16 protein-coding genes are annotated in these 18808 nt (G+C 72.0%); 7 read left to right on the top strand and 9 right to left on the bottom strand.

Going from position 1 to position 18808, the window contains the following annotated elements; translation table 11 throughout:
* The first annotated feature begins 173 nt into the window (after nt 1–173).
* A complete protein-coding gene (locus tag U870_RS0121140; RefSeq protein ID WP_205288809.1) occupies nt 174–2528 on the top strand; it encodes an arylsulfatase in 2355 nt (784 codons plus the stop codon).
* Between the two features lie 5 nt (nt 2529–2533).
* Nucleotides 2534–4135: a SulP family inorganic anion transporter gene (locus U870_RS0121135; RefSeq protein ID WP_052357883.1), complete on the top strand. Its 1602-nt coding sequence runs from the start codon at nt 2534–2536 to the stop codon at nt 4133–4135.
* Nucleotides 4136–4157: 22 nt separating this feature from the next.
* On the opposite strand, the gene U870_RS0121130 is transcribed toward U870_RS0121135, so the two are convergent.
* Nucleotides 4158–5396: an amidohydrolase family protein gene (locus U870_RS0121130; RefSeq protein ID WP_025159341.1), complete on the bottom strand. Its 1239-nt coding sequence runs from the start codon at nt 5394–5396 to the stop codon at nt 4158–4160.
* A gap of 115 nt (nt 5397–5511) precedes the next feature.
* Between U870_RS0121130 and U870_RS0121125 the strand changes: the two genes are divergently transcribed.
* Nucleotides 5512–6084, top strand: coding sequence for a TetR/AcrR family transcriptional regulator (locus U870_RS0121125; RefSeq protein WP_025159340.1), 573 nt, complete (start codon nt 5512–5514; stop codon nt 6082–6084).
* An 18-nt stretch (nt 6085–6102) separates the two neighbouring features.
* Here the strand turns inward: U870_RS0121125 and U870_RS0121120 are convergent, their stop codons facing one another.
* Together U870_RS0121120 and U870_RS0121115 are read right to left on the bottom strand one after the other, a co-directional pair.
* A complete protein-coding gene (locus U870_RS0121120; protein WP_025159339.1) occupies nt 6103–7017 on the bottom strand; it encodes a hypothetical protein in 915 nt (304 codons plus the stop codon).
* A 10-nt stretch (nt 7018–7027) separates the two neighbouring features.
* Nucleotides 7028–7867, bottom strand: a complete 840-nt coding sequence (locus tag U870_RS0121115; protein ID WP_025159338.1) for a helix-turn-helix transcriptional regulator — start codon at nt 7865–7867, stop codon at nt 7028–7030.
* Between the two features lie 102 nt (nt 7868–7969).
* On the opposite strand from U870_RS0121115, the gene U870_RS0121110 reads away from it, so the two are divergent.
* Nucleotides 7970–8749 carry an SDR family oxidoreductase gene (locus U870_RS0121110; protein WP_025159337.1) on the top strand — a complete coding sequence of 260 codons (780 nt, stop codon included), beginning with the start codon at nt 7970–7972 and terminating at the stop codon, nt 8747–8749.
* A 120-nt stretch (nt 8750–8869) separates the two neighbouring features.
* Here U870_RS0121110 and U870_RS0121105 read toward each other — a convergent pair whose 3' ends face one another.
* The 4 genes from U870_RS0121105 to U870_RS0121090 all read right to left on the bottom strand — a co-directional run bounded on the left by U870_RS0121105 (nt 8870) and on the right by U870_RS0121090 (nt 12763).
* The gene (locus U870_RS0121105; protein ID WP_025159336.1) at nt 8870–9949 is read right to left on the bottom strand and encodes a DNA glycosylase AlkZ-like family protein; all 1080 of its coding nucleotides are present in this window, start codon (nt 9947–9949) and stop codon (nt 8870–8872) included.
* On the bottom strand, nt 9946–11055 hold the full coding sequence (locus tag U870_RS0121100) for an NAD(P)/FAD-dependent oxidoreductase (RefSeq protein WP_025159335.1): 1110 nt from the start codon (nt 11053–11055) through the stop codon (nt 9946–9948). Before U870_RS0121100 ends, U870_RS0121105 begins: the two co-directional genes overlap by 4 nt.
* A complete protein-coding gene (locus tag U870_RS0121095) occupies nt 11052–11765 on the bottom strand; it encodes an alpha/beta fold hydrolase (protein WP_025159334.1) in 714 nt (237 codons plus the stop codon). Before U870_RS0121095 ends, U870_RS0121100 begins: the two co-directional genes overlap by 4 nt.
* A gap of 197 nt (nt 11766–11962) precedes the next feature.
* Entirely contained in the window at nt 11963–12763 is an 801-nt protein-coding gene (locus U870_RS0121090) for an SDR family oxidoreductase (protein WP_025159333.1), read from the bottom strand.
* 75 nt (nt 12764–12838) lie between these two features.
* On the opposite strand from U870_RS0121090, the gene U870_RS0121085 reads away from it, so the two are divergent.
* Complete coding sequence (locus U870_RS0121085) at nt 12839–13438, top strand: TetR/AcrR family transcriptional regulator (RefSeq protein ID WP_025159332.1); 600 nt, start codon at nt 12839–12841, stop codon at nt 13436–13438.
* A gap of 75 nt (nt 13439–13513) precedes the next feature.
* Here the strand turns inward: U870_RS0121085 and U870_RS0121080 are convergent, their stop codons facing one another.
* Nucleotides 13514–13915, bottom strand: a complete 402-nt coding sequence (locus U870_RS0121080) for a DoxX family protein (protein WP_025159331.1) — start codon at nt 13913–13915, stop codon at nt 13514–13516.
* 199 nt (nt 13916–14114) lie between these two features.
* Between U870_RS0121080 and U870_RS0121075 the strand changes: the two genes are divergently transcribed.
* Complete coding sequence (locus U870_RS0121075) at nt 14115–16658, top strand: ATP-dependent Clp protease ATP-binding subunit (protein ID WP_025159330.1); 2544 nt, start codon at nt 14115–14117, stop codon at nt 16656–16658.
* 90 nt (nt 16659–16748) lie between these two features.
* Here the strand turns inward: U870_RS0121075 and U870_RS0121070 are convergent, their stop codons facing one another.
* Entirely contained in the window at nt 16749–17678 is a 930-nt protein-coding gene (locus tag U870_RS0121070) for a LacI family DNA-binding transcriptional regulator (protein WP_025159329.1), read from the bottom strand.
* 98 nt (nt 17679–17776) lie between these two features.
* Here U870_RS0121070 and U870_RS0121065 point away from each other — a divergent pair, with 98 nt between their 5' ends.
* The gene (locus U870_RS0121065; protein ID WP_025159328.1) at nt 17777–18793 is read left to right on the top strand and encodes a zinc-dependent alcohol dehydrogenase; all 1017 of its coding nucleotides are present in this window, start codon (nt 17777–17779) and stop codon (nt 18791–18793) included.
* Nucleotides 18794–18808 lie beyond the last annotated feature (15 nt).

Here is an 18808-nt window from a genome sequence, read left to right as displayed (position 1 = left end):
CACGGAACACCGTGGTGCCCGCCCGCCGGCGTATCCACGGGGTAGGCCGATGCCGCGTCTAGACGCTCGCCCCGCGCCCGGCATAGCCTGCGGATGGATTCTCGGTCGGCGCGCGCGCCGAAGAGCGCGACGCCGCGCTCCGCCTGACGAGCACTGCCACGCACATCGAGGGGATGGACCCAGTGGCCAAGGAATTCTCCGGCAAGATCGAGCTCGACGTGAGGGACTCCGTCTCGGATTGGGATGCGTTCCTCCCGCCGAAGGCGCCCGACGGGTCGCCCAACGTACTGCTGGTCCTCTACGACGACACCGGGCAGGCGGCCTGGTCGCCGTACGGCGGGCGCATCAACATGCCGACGATGGACCGGCTGGCGGCGCAGGGGCTGACCTACACCCAGTGGCACACCACGGCGCTCTGCTCGCCCACCCGCTCGACGCTGCTCACCGGCCGCAACCACCACGCCAACGGGTTCGCGACCATCTCGGAGTCCTCCACCGGGTTCCCCGGGTACAACTCCCACATCCCGCCGACGAACGCCACGATGGCGAACCTGCTGCGCGACGCCGGCTGGGCGACCTTCTGGGTGGGCAAGAACCACAACGTCCCGATCGACGAGTGGACGGCCGGCGCCAGCAAGAAGAACTGGCCGCTCGCCCAGGGCTTCGACCGCTTCTACGGCTTCATCGGCGGCGAGACGAACAACTGGTATCCGTCGCTCGCGGAGGACAACCACTACATCGACCAGCCGTACCTGCCGGAGGACGGTTACCACCTGTCGAAGGACCTGGCGGACCAGGCTCTGAAGATGCTCCGCGACGTCAAGCAGACCGAGCCGGACAAGCCCTGGTACATGTGGTTCTGCCCGGGAGCGAACCATGCCCCGCACCACGCGCCCCAGGAGTACATCGACAAGTACAAGGGCGTCTTCGACGACGGATACGAGGCCTACCGCGAATGGGTCCTGCCGCGCATGATCGAGCGTGGCCTCCTGCCCGAGGGCACCGAGCTGACCGAGATCAACCCGATGCCCCCGGGGACCTTCTCGCAGACCGACGAGGTGCGCCCGTGGGCCGAGCTCTCGGCCGAGGAGCGTGCGCTGTTCTGCCGCCTGGCCGAGGTCTACGCCGGTTTCTCCGAGTACACCGACGCGCAGGTCGGGCGGATCGTCGACTACCTGGAGGAGTCCGGGCAGCTCGAGAACACGCTCATCATCTACTGCGCCGACAACGGCGCCTCCGGCGAGGGCAGCCCCAACGGCTCGGTCAACGAAGGCAAGATCTTCGGCGGCTACCCGGACGACCTGCAGGAGAACCTGACGATGGTCGACCGGCTCGGCTCGCCCGACACCTACAACCACTATCCGACCGGGTGGGCCGCTGCGTTCTCCACCCCGTACCGGATGTTCAAGCGCTACGTCTACCAGGGCGGCGTCTGCGACCCGCTGGTGATCCACTGGCCGGCGGGCATCCGTGCAACTGGCGAGGTGCGCAACCAGTACCACCACTCCACGGACATCGTTGCGACGATCCTCGACGTGTGCGGCGTCCAACTGCCCGACACCTACGCCGGTGTGGAGCAACGCCCGCTCGACGGCATCTCGATGGCATACAGCTTCGACGCCCCGGTCGACGGGCCGACGCAGAAGGAGACCCAGTACTTCGAGATGTTCGGCAACCGCGGCATCTGGCATGACGGCTGGAAGGCGGTGACGGAGCACGGACCGGTGAGCGGCAGGAGCGATTTCCCGAACGACACCTGGCAGCTCTTCCATACCGATGTCGACCGGTCGGAGGCGCACGATCTCGCCGGCGAGCACCCGGAGAAGGTGGAGGAGCTGAAGGCGTTGTGGCTCGAGGAGGCGAAGCGCAACTTCGTCCTGCCGCTGAACGACCTGCAGATCATCGGCAATCCGAAGGACTTCGAGACGTTCGTCAACATGGAGTTCACGGTGCCAGTGCCGCCGAGCGGCCAGTACACCTACTATCCCGGCACGAGCGAGATCCCCGAACGGTCGGCGGCGAACACGCACGGCGTCTCGTACAAGGTGCTCGCCGAGGTCGAGACCACGGCGGACACCCAGGGAGTGATCTTCGCCCACGGCTCGCGGTTCGGCGGACATTCCCTGTTCGTCAAGGACGGGCAGCTGACGTACGTGTACAACTTCCTCGGCATCCCGCCGGAGAACGTCATCCAGGCGCCCGTCCCCGGCCCCGGCACGCACATCTTCGGCGTCTCCTTCACCAAGGAGCGGATGGGCGAGTACCGCGAGAGCATCGGCCCGCTCGCCCTCTACATCGACGACGAGAAGGTCGCGGAACAGGAGATCCGCACCATCCTCGGCCACTTCTCGCTCTGCGGGGAGGGGCTCTGCATCGGCTACGACTCGGGCGATGCCGTGTCGAAACTGTACGAAGGGTCGCACTTCGAGTACTCCGGAGGGGAGATCGTCAAGGTCGTCTTCGACATCGCCGACGACGCGTACGTCGACGTCGAGGCCCACTTCGCGGCCGCCATGGCCCGCGACTGACGCCGATGACGACCGCGCCCCCGACCGTCCGGCGGTCGTGGCTGCTGCCGACGCTGGCGGGATACCAGCGCGGATGGCTCGGCCGCGACATCGTCGCCGGGGTGTCGGCGGGCGCGGTCGTCGTTCCGCAGGCGATGGCGTACGCGACCATCGCGAACCTCCCGGTCGAGGTCGGCCTGTACACGGCGGTCGTGCCGATGCTGGTCTACGCGCTGCTCGGCGGCTCGCGGGCGATGAGCGTCTCCACCACCTCCACCATCGCGACCCTCACCGCCACCACCATGGTGTCGGTGGGGGTCGTCGCGGAGTCCGACCAGATCCCGCGCGACCTCGTCACCCTCACCCTGCTCGTCGGGGCGATCCTGTTCGCGGCGCGGCTGCTGCGCCTCGGCTCACTGGTCGAGATCATCAACCGCCCGACGCTCCTGGGCATCCAGGTGGGCGTCGGCGCGACCGTGGCGGTCGGCCAGCTGCCGAAGCTGCTCGGGGAGACCGCGGCGCCCACCGGCGAGGGGTTCATCCGGTCGATCAACGCCGTGATCGCCGCCGTGCCGCAGGCGAACCCGTGGACCGCGCTGCTCTCGATCTGCTCGATCGCCGCGCTGTTCCTCTTCAAACGCTTCCTGCCGCGCGCGCCGGGGCCGCTGCTCGTGGTGGCGGCCGGGATCCTGCTCGTCGCGTTCGGCGGAGCCCGGGAGGCCGGGGTCGAGCTGATCGCGCCCGTCGGGCAGGCGTTCCCCCTGCCCGTGCTGCCGTCGTTCGACCATGTCTTCCAGCTGATCCCCGGCGCGCTCGCCATCGCGGTCATGGCGTTCCTCGAGACGGCGGCCGTTGCGCGCGGCATCCGCGATCTCGACGACCCGCGGATCGACAGCAACCGCGAACTGCTTGCGGTCGGCGTGGCCAATCTCGTCGCCGGCTGGTTCCAGACCCTGCCGGCCGCAGGCGGCTTCTCGCAGAGCGCCGTCAACAAGGCGGCCGGGGCGCGGTCGCAGCTGGCGGCCATCGTCACCGTCGTGCTCGCGCTGCTGATCGGGCTGTTCCTGGGGCCGGTGATCAGCCTGCTGCCGCAGGCGACGCTCGCGGCACTCGTCTTCGTCGCGGTCTTCGGGTTGATCGACGTGAAGGACCTGCGCCTGCTGTGGCGGATCAGCAGACGCGACTTCGCCGTCGCCCTCGTCACCACGATCATCGGGCTGACGGCCGGGCTGCTGGCCGCGGTCGCCGTGGGCGTGCTCTTCACGCTCGTCCTGGTGCTCTCCGCGATGAACAAGCCGCGCATCCACGCCGAGGCGGCGACCGACGGCCGCATGGCCGTGACGTTGCTCGGACCGCTGTACACGGCCAACGTGCTCGCGACGGAGCAGGCGGTGCTCGACGCCGCGGACGCGTCCGCGCAGGTGGCCGCACTCCACGAGCTGACCCTCGACTGTTCGACGCTGCAGGACATCTCGATCACGGTGATCCTGGCGTTCCGCGACCTCGACAGGGAGCTCGCCGGGCGCGGAGTGCGGCTGCGGGTGCGCGGCCTGCCCCCGGCCGCGCGCGCGGTCGCGGCGCGGACGCCGTGGTTCCAGGGTCTGGAGGCCGACGGGCGGGCGGACTAGGAGCGGGTGCCGGCCGTCGGCCTCAGTGTGACAGCAGCGGCGCTCCCCGACGCCAGACCTGACGCACGTTGAGCGTGTCGGAGATCCGTTCGGTCGGGTCGCCGTCCACGAGGAGCAGGTCGGCGCGGAGACCGTCGCGGATGCGTCCACGGTCGGCGAGGCCGAACCGGCGGGCCGGGACGGAGGTGGCCGAACGCAGCGCGTCGACCGGGGTGAGACCCGCGCGGACGAAGAGCTGCAGCTCGTGGTGAACGCTGGCGCCGTGCGCGACGCCTCCCAGCGCAGGCAGCGGGAACGAGGCGTCCGTGCCGACCAGGAGGTCGACCCCGGCGTCGTGGAGGGCGCGCACCGATGCCAGGACGTCGTCCAGGCTGCCCTGCGGGTAGCGGTCGTAGCTGCTGCGGAGGGTCGACGTCCACGCTTCGTCGAGCCGGGAGGCGACGCGGGGATCGTCCGCGAGGCCGGTCGCGGGGATGCCCATCATGGAGGCGTTGAGCACCACGCACGGGACGACGAACGCGCCGCTCCCCGCGATCGCGTCGACCAGCGCCGTCGTGTGCGGCGCATCCATGAACAGGTGAGCGAGGCCGTCGATGCCGGCGCCGATCGCCGATCGCGTCGCCGCCACGGTGAGGGCGTGGGCGACAGTGAGCAGCCCGCGTCGACGGGCTTCGCCCACCCCCGCCGCGACGGTGGCGTCGTCGAGCATCGGCAGGCCGGGCGCTCCCTCGACGGTGCCGTCGTCGATCATGAACTTGATGTAGTCCGAGCCGGTGGCCTCCAACTGCGGGATGAAGGCCACGGCCTCCTCGGGGGTGCTCGCGAAGGGCATCACCAGCTCGGGCCACGCGCCGCTGTCGTCGTCGCCGTCCTCCCACGGCTCCTCGTCGCCTCCGCCGCCCATCAGCTCGCTCGGGTGGCCGCCGGGCGGGGTGATGCCGAATCCGGCGGAGCGGACGTCGGCCAGCCGATCGTTCCCGCTGACGTGAGTGCGGTTGGCGCGCGTGAACATCCCCTGCATCTCGAGCTCGGTCGTCACCCCGAAGGTGAGGGCCAGCTCGAGGGCCTCGACCGAGGTGTGCACGTGGGAGTCGATCAGTCCGGGGAGCAGCGTGGCCCCGGTCGCGTCGATCAGCCGGGCGCCGGCGGGCGGCTCCGCGCCCACGGAGCGGATGACGCCGCCGTCGAGCACGACGGTGGTGGTTCCGAGCGCGTCCTGTCCGTCGAACACCCGCGCGTTGACGATCGCTGTTGCAGTCATGTCGTTCTCCTTCGATGTCGGTGCGGTCGACGGTAGCACAGAAATCTGTAGTGACTACAGAAACGGTATCGATATGAAAATGGAGTCGGTGCGGATTCTGTCGTACGCTGATGCGATGACGACGGAAACCGGACTCCGCGAGCGCAAGCGGGAACGCACCAGACGTGTGCTCCACGAGCAGGCGCTGCGACTCTTCCTGGCGCGCGGCTTCGACGACGTCTCCGTCGCCGAGATCGCCGAGGCGGCGGATGTCGCCCTGACGACGCTCTTCACCTACTACCCGGAGGGGAAGGTCGCGCTCGTGTTCGGCCAGGACGAGGACCGCGTGGAGGCGCTCACCCGATCGATCGCGGAGCGCGGGCCAGGAACGGACGTGCTGGACGCCGTCGAGGCGTTCATGGGCACCCGCCTCCCGTTCGCCGGCGGCGACCAGGACTCGGCACGGCTGCTGGAGCTGATCTTCACGACACCGCAGTTGCGGGCCTACGTGAGCGCGAAGTGGACGGACTGCGAGGACGCCCTCGTCGCGGCGCTGGTGGACGAGCGGCGCGAAGTCGACGGCGCCCGCCTGCGCGCGCTGGCACGGTTCGCACTCGAGGCTCCCGACGTGGCCGCGCGCGACGGCGACCCCGCTGCGGCGCTTGCGACGATCTTCGCCCACCTGCGCCGCGGGTGGCAGCGCGACTGACGCGCCCCGGAGACGCGATCAGTCGACCGACCGCCCCGCCCATCTCAGCACCCGCAGTGCACGCAGGGTCTGCCACCGGCTCGGCTCGCCGACGCGTTCCATCGTGACGACCGTGCGGCCCGGGATGGCGGCTTCGAGCAGCCAGCGGCCGTCGTCCGCGCGGTGTGCCGCGACGAGCTCGACGGCCTCGCCGACGCGGTCGTCCGCGGGAAGTCCCGCGGCGCGGAGGTGATCCAGGCCGCGCAGCACGTCGTAGCGCCAATACGTCGGGAACCGGAACGTGAGCCAGTCCTGGTCGATCAGCGTGCCGTCGCTCTTTCGCCGCAGGAGGCCGCGTTCGAGGAGGTAGGTGTGTCCGCGGGCGATGGCCGCGGAGACGTCGGTTCGCCCGTCGGCGTCGCGGTACGCGACCAGCCCCTCCAGCGCGCAGATCGTGGAATGGAACGAGCCGGGATCGGTGTGATCCTCCGAGTAGCAGTTCCAGCCGCCGTCGTCCTTCTGGTCGGCGAGCAGCAGGCCGACGATACGCTCGCTCGCGGAGCCGAACGCGGCCCCGGCGACGAGCACGCGGCCGTTGATGCACGGCTCGACCTCGCCCTCGAAGAACGGGCTGCGGCCCCACTCCTCACCCCAGTCGACGCCCGTGCGCACGCGTCGAAGCGCCTCCGCCATCCGGGGGCCGTCGGGAGTGGCGCCGAGGGTCGCGAGCAGCAGCATCGTGTCGTCGGTGGCGTCCCAATCCTCCGGCTTCCAGACGGCGCCGCCCCACGTGCCGGACTGGTCCTGCGCGTCCAGGATCGCCGCACCCCACCCCACGCGCTCGACGGATGCACGGTCCTCCGCCCACGAGGACGGCGGCTCGCCCAGCAGGTCACGCCGGGTCTGCCACCGGATCGCGGGGTCGCCTTCCAGAAGCCACGAGGTCACGTCCACGGCGCAGACATTACCCCGCGAACGACTGCGTGCCCAGGACGCCCAGCAGGGCGAGCTTCTCCGAGGCCTCCGTGTGCGGCGGCGCGGTGAGCACGAGCAGGCACTGCGACAGGTCCTCGGTGAACAGCGCCTGGCAGTCCAGCTCGATCGCGCCCAGCTCGGGGTGCAGCAGCGTCTTGTGGTCCTCGAAGCGCCGGGCCACTTCGTGCCGCTCCCACAGCAGGACGAACTCCGGGCTCTCCCGCAGCAGAGCGCGGACGAGCTCACCGGCGCGGGAGCGCTCGCCCATCGCCCCGTACGCGTCGCGCAGCGAGGCGACCTGGGACCGGCTCTGCCGCTCCCGGTCGCCCTCCGGATACATCGACCGCGCCTCCGTGGGCTGCGTGAACCAGCGGTAGATCTCGCTCCGTTCCAGCCCGGTGAAGCCGGACCGGTCGCCGAGCAGCGCCACGGCCATCCGGTTCTGCACCAGCGTCTCGCCCAGGTTCGACAGGATGAGCGCGGGCGTGTCGGCGAGCCGGTCCAGCACGCGCAGCAGTGCGGGCGGCACGTGCGCACCGCCGAGCCGATCGGGCGTGTTGTGCCCGGCGATGCGGTGCAGGTAGTCGCGTTCGTCCGTCGTCAGCCGCAGGGCCCGGGCCAGGCTGCCGAGCATCTGCTCGCTCGGCTGCGGGCCGCGCTGCTGCTCCAGCCGGGTGTAGTAGTCCACGGACATCGCCGCCAGCAGGGCCACCTCCTCCCGGCGCAGACCCGGCGCGCGCCGCCGGGCGCCGACGGCCAGCCCGACATCGGCGGGCTGCAGCGCCTCCCGGTGGCGGCGGAGGAAGTCGGCGAGAGCGGCACGGTCCATGTCTCCATCATCCGCCGTGCGGCCGCGCGCGAACCAGGGATCGCGGATCCCCCGATCGCCGGGTCTCTGCCGCTGCACGGCCGGGCGACGGAGGCTGTGGGCATGGACATCACCGGCAACACCATCTTCATCCCCGGAGCGACGAGCGGAATCGGCCTGGCCCTCGCCGTCGCCCTCCATCAGCGCGGCAACACCGTCATCGTCGGCGGCCGCCGCACCGACCTGCTCGAGCGGATCGCCGCGGAGCACCCCGGCATCGACACCGAGCGCATCGACACCGCGGACGCCGAGAGCATCCGCACCGCCTCCACCGCCGTGATCGAGCGCCACCCCGAGTTGAACGTGCTCGTCGCCATGGCCGGCATCATGCGGGCCGAGGACTGGCGCGACCCGGCGCGCTTCCTGGAGACGGCCGAAGCGACCGTGACCACGAACCTGCTCGGCCCGATCCGGTTGATCGGCGCGTTCGTCGAGCACCTGCAGACCCGGCCCGCCGCGACCATCATGACCGTCTCGTCCGGGCTGGCGTTCACCCCGCTCGCCGTGACCCCGAGCTACAACGCCACCAAGGCCGCCATCCACATGCTCAGCGAGAGCATCCGCCTCCAGCTCGCCGGCACCTCGGTGCGCGTGCAGGAACTGGAGCCGCCGGCGGTGCGCACCGGCCTGATGCCCGGACAGGAGGCGAGCGAGGTCGCCCTGCCGCTCGACGCGTTCGTCGCCGAGGTGATGGAGCTGATCGAGACGCAGCCGGACGCGACCGAGATCCAGGTCGAGCGGGTGAAGTTCCTGCGCTACGGGGAGGCCCGCGGCGACTACGACCAGGTGGTCGCGGCGCTCAACGCCTCCGACCCGCACGCCCGCGCGGCGGCGTCGGCCTAGGCTGCGCAGGCTTCGCGCCGGCGCGGGGTCGCATCACGTCGCTTCGCGTCGGCGAGAGCGACAGAATGCGACCCCGGGCCGGCCCCGTGTGCGGCCGGGAGCAGGAGCGGGAGGGACGGGTCAGCGGGCGACCGTCAGGCCGAGCCACGCGGCGAGCTCGGCGATCGCCTCCTCCACGTCGTCCCGCACGGCGGGCGGGAACGGCTCATCCTCGTGCACGGCGGCGACGCGGAAGACCCCGGTCGTGCGGTCGGCGGTCGCGTCGAGCTTTCCGACCAGGCGGTCCTCATGGAGGATCGGCAGGGCGAAGTAGCCCCAGCGGCGCTGAGCGGCCGGCTTGTACATCTCCAGCAGGTACTCGAAGCCGAAGAGGTCGAGCGTGCGCACCCGGTCGTGCACCAGCCGGTCGAACGGCGACAACAGGGCGGTGCGGCCGGCGAACGGCGCTCCCACCGCCTCCGGGTCGACCCGCCACTCGAGGTCGCTTCCCTCCACCCGGACAGGCTCGCCCGCATCGCCCACCAGGACGGCGCGGGCGATGCCGGCCGCGCGCAGGCGGCGGGCATCCCGCAGGGGCCTGGCCTGCTCCTCGGGCACGACCTCGATGCCGGCCGGGTAGACGCGCTCGGCGACATCCCACGTGCGCTGGCGACCGATGCGGCCCGCGACCGCCACCTCGCCACGCCCCTGCAGCAGCTCCAGCATGCGGGTCACGTTCTGGTTGTGCGTCCAGCCGCTCGACTGCCACGGCACGGCAGCGGTGTCCGGGATCTCCTTCGACAGCAGCGGGCCGTCCGCGCGCAGTCGCGCGAGCACAGCGAGGCGGAAGGCGTCGTTGGCCGTGAGCCAGGCGGCCCAGGCGGGAACGGCGTCCGGCCACCGGGACATCCGATCGAGCTGCAGCCCGAGGTCGGAGACGGCACGCAGCATCGCGAACGGCGGCTGCTTGGGGTCGTCCATCGCCTTCATCTCGTAGAGCAGGTGGTCGTCCTCGAGAGCCGCCCGCACCTCGTCCGGGCGGAATGTCGGCCCGAGCCGGGTGAAGGCGATCAACTCTGCGCTCGGGGCGACGGCGGCGGTCGGGTCCAGCTGCAGGAAGGTGAGATGCTCCACCAGGGGCACGAGCCCCGTCGGCCGCGCGGCGTCGAGGCGCTGGGCCCGCACGGCGATACGGCGCGCCTCGTCCCGGGCGAGGATCACGCGGCGGCCGTCCCGACGATCTGCTCGGCGAGGAGGTCGCCGACGAGCGGACCCATCGTCAACCCGGCCGCGCCGAAGCCGGCGTTGACGAAGACGCCCGGGTGCCCGTCCAGCTCCCCGACCGAGGGCAGCTCGCCCTCGGGCAGCGGGCGCAGGCCGACGCGGGTCTCGATCACCGTCGCGTCGGCGAGCCCCGGAGCGACCGAGAGGGCGTCGGCGAGCACCTGCTGCTGGCCGGCGGCGGTGACGCGGGCGTCGAATCCCGAGCCGGTCTCGCGGGTCGCTCCGACGACCACGCGCGCGTCGTCGAACGCCACCAGATAGTGCGGGGCGACCGGGTGCACCGACGGCCAGTCGCGGGTGCTCACGCCATCGAGGCGCAGGTGCGTGATCTGTCCGCGCTGCGGCTCCACGGGGACCCGCGCGCCCAGCCGGTCGAGCACGCGGTTGGTCCACGCGCCCGCTGCGACGACCAGAGCGTCGGCCGTCAGCTCGCGTTCCTCGATCCGCGCGACGCCGTCCGCGCCGAGGAACACCGTGCCGTCGACGCACTGCGCGCCGTGGGCCTGCGCTCCGGCGAGCAGCCCGGCCCGCAGGGCGCGACCGTCGACGCGTGCACCGCCCGCGATGTGCAGGGCGTGGAAGCCGTCGCCGAGCGGCGGGAAGAGCGCGCGAGCGGCGGCGGCATCGGTGCGCCGCACCGTGCCGATGGTGCGGGCCTCCGGCGCCCGCCGGGCGATGCGCTCCTCGGCCGCGTCGATCACGGCCGCATCCCGGTTGACGATCAGGGCGCCCGAGCGACGGAACCCGATGTCGTCGACGCCGACCTCGGCCAGCCGCTCGATCAGCTCGGGGTAGTAGTCGGCGCTCGCCGCGTACAGCTCGTAGAAGTCACCGTCCGCCGCGGTGGACCACGGCTGGATGATGCCGGCGCCGGCATCCGTCGCGCGCCCGGTCAGCCCGGCGTCGGCCACGGTGACCGCGACACCGCGGCGGACGAGCGCGAAGGCGGTCGCCGCTCCGGCGACACCGCTGCCGATCACGAGGACGCTCGACGGGGCGCCCGCCGCGCCGGGCGAGGGTGCGCCGCGCTCTGCGGCCGTCACCGTCCGGCCGCCTCGGCGATCGCCGCCCCCACCGCGTCCGGGCGGGTGAACATCGGCCAGTGGCCGGTCGGCAGCTCGACGACGTCGTAGCGGTCGAGAGCGCCGAGCTCACGGCAGAACCCCTCGCCGGCGGCGACCCAGCGGCGCAGGTCGGCCTCCCCGAACTCGCAGGCGATCACCGTCGCCGGCACCGCTCGGCGGCGGGCATCGTCGCGGAGCTCGATGGCGCCGGTCACCACGTCGCCCGGTTCAGGGACGGCGGTGCGACGGAAGACGTCGCGGAGCGTGTCGTCGAGGTCCACCAGGTCCTCATCGTCGAAGTCGTCCCAGTCCGGCAGCGGCACCTCGCCGTCGACCGGGGTCAGCCCGCTCGGGATGACGTCGCCGGGGGAGAGGGGAGCGGAGTCGACGAAGACGATGCGCGCCACGCGGTCGGGCCGGGCGTCGAGCGCCGCATTCGCCAGCGGGCCACCGCCGGAGTGCCCGACGAGCACGACATCGCGTGCTCCCGGAGTGCCGGTGGCGTCGATCGCCCCGACGATCGCCGCGACCTGCTCGGCGACGCCGATGCCGGCCCGGGAGGCCTCCACCGCCTCCAGTCCGGGCAACGTCAGCGGGTGGGCGCGATGGCCGGCCGCCTCGATCACGGGCGTCACCCGCTCCCACGCGCTCGCGTTCAACCAGAAGCCGGGGACGAGGACGATCTCCATGCACCGACCGTACTCCGCCCGGCCGACAGGCGTATCGGCCGCTGCCGCCGCGCAGCGCGGGGCCGTGCGGCGGCAGCGGGCGGATCGCCGGGACTCCGGAGTCTCGCGGCGACGCGCCGCTCAGGTCGCCGGATCTCCGGCGATCTCGCGGTCGGCCGGGCGGAGCTCCGGACGTGCTCCGGGCTCCGGCGGGCGCGTCAGGAGGCGTCGTTCCAGGACCAGATGTCGTCTCCGCGCAGGGTGGCGTCGGCGCCGCCGTCGTCGTAGATCACCTGACCGGCCATGTGGGTGTTCTCGGCGCTGGTCAGCCAGATCAGGAGGTTCGCGATCGACTCCGGGGGCTGGTGGTAGTTCAACGGCATCGGCACGGAGGCGTCCACCATGGCGGCGCCCTCGGGGGTCGCCAGCAGCTCCGCCGTCATCGGAGTGACGACGGTGCCGGGTGCCACCGCGTTGAGCGGGATGCCGGAGCCGGCCCAGGCCTCCGAGATGGACTCGCGCCGCACCCAGCGGGCGAGGGCGCGCTTGGAGGACGGGTAGACGATGTAGCCGGTCATCGGGTCGTCGGTGACATAGCCCTGCGCGATCTCGAGCGCGCGCGCCTCGTCGCCGGCGAGGGCGGCCTCCACCATCTCGGCGGAGTTCTGCTGCAGCGACGCCATCGACGACACGACGGCGGCGCGCGGGGCGTCCGACTGGCGCAGCGCCGGCAGGAGCGCCTCGAGCAGCTCGGTGACGCCGAAGAAGTTGACCGAGATGGTCTTGGCGATCGGCGCGGAGATGCCGGCGCAGGCGATGACGGCGTCGACGCGGCCGCCCGCGAGGGCGATCACGGCCTTCGCGGCCTCGGCGCGGCCCGTGCGAGTGGAGAGATCGGCCTCGACCTCGGCGCCGCGCAGGTCGACGCCGATGACGGTCTCGCCGCGCTCGCGGAGCAGGGCGGCGGTCGTGGCGCCGATGCCCGACGCCGAACCGGTGACGACGGAGGTGCGTGTCATGGGATGTCCTTTCTACGGGTGAACATTATTGACAGACTACGCCAAAAAAGTGGAGGCAGTGCTAGTCTCGCCGCCGTGACCGATTCCGCCGACCGCACCGCGACCTCCCGTGGCCGGGGCCGCCCGTCCGTGGTGGATCACGACGCCGTCGCCGAGGCGGCGATCCTGCTCTGGAGCGAGCGGGGATACGAGCAGACGACCTGGCGAGACCTGGCGGAGGCGACCGGTGTGAGCGAGCGCACCCTGCTCCGGCACTTCCAGACCCGCGCCGCCATCGCCTGGACCGGGGTGGACGCGGCGCGCGAACGCCTCGCATCCGCGCTCGCCGCGGCCGCGCCCGGGGAACCGCTCGCCGACGTGCTGCGCCACGCCGTCGTCAGCTCGGTGTCGCACGATTCCGTGCGCCGTCTCGGCTCGCAGTGGGCGACCCTGGTCTCCACCGAGCCGGAGCTCGCCGCGTTCGGTCAGCGCAGCAACCTCCCGTGGACGGCCGACCTCGCCGACTACATCGCCGCGCGGTTGCCGGACGCGCCGCGCGCCGTCGCGAACGCGGTGGCCGCCGCCTATGAGGCGGCGAGCCGCTCGGCGCTCGTCGACTGGGCGGCGAGCGACGCGGGCGATCCAGCCGATGCCGTGGATGCCGCCCTGCGCTGGTTGCGCGTCGACGCGCGCTGAGCACCGCTCCGGCATTCGTCACGAAAGTCGCGAAAGCGGCGTCGATAGGCGACATTCGGCGCGAACGTCGACGTGCTATCGGCGCCGGTCGTTGGTGCCGTAGAGGGCGGCGGCGATCAGCAGGGGCTGGAAGGCCAGGCGGATCAGGCGCTTGCGGTCGGTGTCGAGCCCGAACGCGCTGCGGTGGTTCTGCCACTGCGACACGTTGCCGGGGAACACGGCCGCGAAGAAGGCGGACGCCGCCCAGCCGACCGTGCTGCGGCTCGCGAGCCCCTTCCGCTGCGGGGTCACGGCCAGCGCGGTCCCGAGCGCGATCTCCACGACGCCCGAGGCGAGCACGGTGGTGTCGGGGTCGAGCGGCACGAAGTCGGGCACCTGGGCCTGGAAGTCCTTCCGCGCGAAGGTGAGATGGCTCACACCGGCGAAGACGAGTCCGGCGCCGAGGAGGATGCGGACGGTGGTGCGGGCCGCGCTCATCGGCCGGCCTTCGGGCCGGTCGCCCGGTCGGGGGTGCGGGCGGGGGAGTCGGGGCGGCAGCGAGTCATGCTCCTGATGCAACGCCTTCCGAGCGTTCTCTGCAAGCGGACAGGATCGACCGGGTGCTCCGGGGAATATCCCGCTACCGGTTTCGTTGAACTTGAGTGCACATCACTCAACTTTAGAAACTGGAGATCACGTGCCCGAGAACTTCACTCCCGAGAGCGGCGGGGCCGGCTCGTTCGACGAGTTCCTGGCCCGCTACCTCGCGGGTGAGCGCGCGCGCGCCGCGCGCTCGATCGACATCAGCCGGTTCCTGAGCCGGCGGACGCAGGAGATCCTCGCCGAGGCAGGCCGCTTCGCCCTGGAGCACGGCCACCGCGAGCTGGACGCCCTGCACATCCTGCGTGTCATGGCGGGCGAGGAGCCGGCCGCCGACGCGATGCGCGGCATCGGCGTCGACCCGGCGCGCGTCGTGCTCGCAGCCGAGCAGCGCCTCCCGGCCTCCGGCGAGCTGGTGGATGCGGACGCCGCCTCCATCACGCCCTCGGCCCAGCGCGCCCTCTTCCACGCGTACCAGGTGGCCCGCGCCTCCGGATCGACGTACATCGACCCCGAGCACCTCTTCTTCGCGCTCGTGATCGGGCAGGACGCCCCCGCCGGGCAGGTCCTCGCGGCCGCCGGCGTGACCGCGGACGCCCTCACGAACGCCATGCGGCAGACCGCGACCGTCGGCACGGGCGGCCTGGAGGAGCCCGAGGCCGCCGAGAGCGCGTCGGACACCCCGATGCTCAACCGCTTCGGCACCGACCTGACCGAGCTCGCCCGCGAGGGCCGGCTCGACCCGGTCGTGGGCCGGCTCGACGAGATCGAGCAGACCGTCGAGATCCTCTCGCGTCGCACCAAGAACAACCCGGTGCTGGTCGGCGAGGCCGGCGTCGGCAAGACCGCGATCGTCGAGGGCCTCGCCCGCGCGATCGTGGCGGGGGAGGTCCCGGAGCAGCTCCGGGACAAGAAGGTCGTCACTCTCGACCTGGCCGCGATGGTCGCCGGGACCCGGTACCGCGGCGACTTCGAAGAGCGGCTCACCGCGCTCATGGACGAGATCAGCGCCGGAACGGACGAGCTGATCGTGTTCATCGACGAGCTGCACACCGTGGTCGGCGCCGGAGGGCCCGGCGAATCCGGCGGTATGGACGCGGGCAACATCCTGAAGCCCCGACTGGCCCGCGGCGACCTGCACCTGATCGGCGCGACCACCCTCAAGGAGTACCGCCGGATCGAGAAGGACCCGGCGCTCGAGCGCCGCTTCCAGCCGGTGACGGTCGGCGAGCCCAGCGTGGAGGACGCCGTGCTCATCCTGGCCGGGCTGCGCGCGGCGTACGAGGAGCACCACGGCGTCCGCTACACGGACGACGCGCTCCGCGCCGCCGTCGAGCTCTCCGACCGGTACGTCTCCGACCGCTTCCTGCCCGACAAGGCCATCGACCTGATCGACCAGGCCGGCGCACGCCTGCGCCTGTCGCTGGGCAAGCGGGTGGATGCGTCCGAGCTGATGCAGCGGCTCGCCACCCTGGAGTCCGAGAAGAACTCCGCGGTCGCCGGCGAGCACTACGAGGAGGCGTCGCGCCTGCGCGACGAGATCGAGTCGGTGCAGCACGCCCTCGATGAGCTCGGCAGCGCGCCGCGACCCGACGGGGTCGTGGACGAGCCCGAGATCGCGGCCATCGTCTCCCGCGCCACCGGCATCCCGGTGTCCCGCATCGGCGAGGCCGACCGCGAGCGCCTGGCCCGCCTGGAGTCGGAGCTGCACGAGCGCGTCATCGGTCAGAACGACGCGGTCACCGTGGTCGCCAAGGCCGTGCGGCGCAACCGCACCGGCCTGGGAGACGAGCGCCGCCCCGTCGGCAGCTTCCTGTTCCTGGGCCCCACGGGGGTCGGCAAGACCGAGCTGGCGAAGTCGCTCGCGGCCTCGCTGTTCGGCGACGAGAAGGCGATGCTGCGGTTCGACATGAGCGAGTTCGGCGAGCGGCACACCGTCGCGCGCCTGGTCGGCGCCCCTCCCGGATACGTCGGGTACGACGAGGCCGGACAGCTCACCGAGCGCGTGCGCCGCAACCCGTACTCGGTCGTGCTGTTCGACGAGATCGAGAAGGCCCACCCCGACGTCTTCAACCTGCTGCTGCAGGTGCTGGACGACGGGCGCCTCACCGACGGTCAGGGTCGCACGGTCGACTTCCGCAACACGGCCGTCATCATGACCTCCAACCTCGGTTCGGAGTTCCTCGCCTCCCGCAGCGGAGCCCTGGGCTTCGTCGCACCGGGCGCGGACGGCTTCTCGTCCGAGAAGGACCTGCGCGACCGGGTGATGGGCAAGCTGCGCGAGGCGATGCGCCCCGAGTTCCTCAACCGCATCGACGAGATCGTGCTCTTCCGCAAGCTGGACACCGACCAGCTCCGGTCGATCGTCCGCCTGCTGCTGACCGCCACGGCCTCCCGGCTGGGCTCCCGCGGCATCGCGTTCGAGACCACCGAGGCCGCCGTCGAGTGGATCGCCGAGGCGGGCTACGAGCCCGAGTACGGCGCCCGTCCGCTGCGCCGCGTCATCCAGCGCGAGGTGGACGACCGCGTGGCCGACCTGATGGTGACCGGCGAGGTCGCCGAGGGCGGCACCGTGCTGGTGGACGCCGCGGGCGGCGAGCTGCGCGTGAGCGCGCGGTCCGTCCTCGCCGCGGCCGCCTGACCCGGCCGCCTGCGCCAGGCACCGAACGAGTAGACCCAACACGCCGCGCCCGCATCTGCGGGCGCGGCGTGTTGCGTCAGCTGGGTGCCTCTAGGCCGACTCCCGGATGACGACGCGGGAACCGGTGGTCGGCTCCGGGACCGGGTCGAGACCGATCGCGACCCGGGCCGCGTGCGCTCCCAGCTGCTCCGCCTCCACGTGAACCGTCGTCAGCGCGGGCGCCCACAGCGCCCCGAACTCGCTGTCGCCGAAGCCGATCACCGCGAGATCGCCGGGCGCGGCCAGCCCGACCAACGGCAGCGCCGACAGGACGGCCAATGCCGTCTCGTCATCGACCGCCGCGACGGCGGTGACCTCGGGATGCCGTCGCAGCAGCCCGGCGATCGCCCGTGCCGTGGAGTCGCGGTCGGCCCCCGCCGCGAGGACTCCGGCCGCCGCGAGACCGAGACGCTCCGCGGCCTGCGCCAGATGCGGCAGGCGGTCGTGCGGCGGGCGGTCGTGCGGGAGGGCCGCGTGCGGCCCGGGGGTCGCGAACGCGACGACGGAATGCCCGCGCTCGCGCAGGTGCGCGAGCTGGGTGAGCGCGTGCGAGGCGAGGCCGTAGACCCAGCCGCCCTCCGGCGCCTCGGGGTTGACGTGCCGGAAGGGACCCGAGATGTCCACCACCGCCCGCGGCGACACGGCGGCGATCGCCGACGGCAGGGCATGGTCGTGGGTGCCGTGCTGCACCAGGAGGCTGTGGCCGTGCGCCGCGAGCTCCGTGCTCATCCCGAGGATGAAGCCCTCCAGTATCGGGCCGCCGCGCCGCGCGCCCACATCCAGCAGCACCACGCGCGAGGTTCCCTCGCGAAGCGCCCGCGCGACACCGTGCGGCACGTAGCCGAGCGAGTGCGCCGCCTCCCGCACCCTCTGCTGCGTCGCCGGCGTGATCACCTGACCCTGCGTGCTGTTGAGCACGAAGCTCACGGTCGAGGGTGAGACGCCGCTCGCCCGTGCCACATCCTTGATCGTCACGGCCACCGCCCGAGCCTAGCGTGCACTAATTCGATTTTGTAACTACCGTGACGGGTACCGGCCGATCACCCGCGATCGTCCGCGATCACCAGAAGGAGCGCGTCGTGAAATCCATCCGAGTCACCGGAGTCGACACCATCGAGTGGGTGGACATCGAGAAGCCGACCGCCGGGCCCGCCGACGTGCTCCTGGCGATCAAGGCGTGCGGGATCTGCGGCTCCGACGCCATGTACGCGCACCTCGGCGGCATCCCGCCGCGACAGGGCGCCACACCGCTCGGGCACGAGCCCGCGGCCGAGGTCGTGGAGGTGGGGGAGCAGGTGGAGGGGATCGCGGTCGGAGACCACGTCGTCATCGACACGATGGCCTTCACCGACGGGCTGCTCGGCTCCGGCGGGGCGCAGGGTGCGCTGTCGGAGTTCGTCGTCGTCCGCGACGCCGAGATCGGCCGCCAGCTGCGCGTCATCCCGGCGGACATCCCGTGGGAGGTGGCCGCCCTCAACGAGCCGATGGCTGTCGCGTCCCACGCCGTCAACCGAACCGACCCGAAGGGCGGCGACACGGTCGTCATCTTCGGTGCCGGCCCGATCGGTCTCGGCGCCCTCCTCGGCTACCGCCGTCGCGGCGCCGGGCACATCGTCGTGGTCGACATCCTGCCCACCCGCCTGGAGAAGGCGCTCGAGATCGGCGCCGACGCCGTCATCAACTCCGCCGAGGAGGACCTCGCCGCCCGGCTCGTCGAGCTGCACGGCGACGGCTCCACGGCCATGGTGCGCGGGGTCCGTCCCGGCACCGACATCTACCTCGATGCGGCCGGCGTCGGCTCCATCCCGCAGACCGTCGCCGCCATCGCCAAGCACGGCGCGACCCTGGGCATCGTCGCCGTGCACAAGCGACCGGTCGAACTCGACTTCGGCGGCATCCTCCCGACCGAACTGACCATCGTCTGGTCGATGGGATACCCCACCGAGATCTTCGAGGTCACCGATGACATCATCGAGAACTGGCAGAAGTACGCCCTGATCGTCAGCGACCGGCTGCCCTTCGAGAAGGCCCTCGACGCGCTCGCCCTCGCCGCGACACCGGGAGCGGCGGACAAGGTGAGCGTCGTGTTCGACTGAGGCGCGACGCGGCCG

It is taken from the genome of Leifsonia aquatica H1aii (assembly GCF_000633535.1).
Taxonomy (GTDB): Bacteria; Actinomycetota; Actinomycetes; order Actinomycetales; family Microbacteriaceae; genus Leifsonia; species Leifsonia aquatica_A.
Note: the sequence above shows the minus strand (reverse complement) of the source record. Positions and strands in the feature narration are given on the sequence as shown.

What these genes read in the sequence shown, in the direction of transcription:
- U870_RS0121140 (WP_205288809.1), top strand. Translation starts at nt 174, where the DNA reads ATGGACCCAGTGGCCAAGGAATTCTCCGGCAAGATCGAGCTCGACGTG.
- U870_RS0121135 (WP_052357883.1), top strand. Translation starts at nt 2,534, where the DNA reads ATGACGACCGCGCCCCCGACCGTCCGGCGGTCGTGGCTGCTGCCGACG.
- U870_RS0121130 (WP_025159341.1), bottom strand. Translation starts at nt 5,396, where the DNA reads ATGACTGCAACAGCGATCGTCAACGCGCGGGTGTTCGACGGACAGGAC.
- U870_RS0121125 (WP_025159340.1), top strand. Translation starts at nt 5,512, where the DNA reads ATGACGACGGAAACCGGACTCCGCGAGCGCAAGCGGGAACGCACCAGA.
- U870_RS0121115 (WP_025159338.1), bottom strand. Translation starts at nt 7,867, where the DNA reads ATGGACCGTGCCGCTCTCGCCGACTTCCTCCGCCGCCACCGGGAGGCG.
- U870_RS0121110 (WP_025159337.1), top strand. Translation starts at nt 7,970, where the DNA reads ATGGACATCACCGGCAACACCATCTTCATCCCCGGAGCGACGAGCGGA.
- U870_RS0121095 (WP_025159334.1), bottom strand. Translation starts at nt 11,765, where the DNA reads ATGGAGATCGTCCTCGTCCCCGGCTTCTGGTTGAACGCGAGCGCGTGG.
- U870_RS0121090 (WP_025159333.1), bottom strand. Translation starts at nt 12,763, where the DNA reads ATGACACGCACCTCCGTCGTCACCGGTTCGGCGTCGGGCATCGGCGCC.
- U870_RS0121080 (WP_025159331.1), bottom strand. Translation starts at nt 13,915, where the DNA reads ATGAGCGCGGCCCGCACCACCGTCCGCATCCTCCTCGGCGCCGGACTC.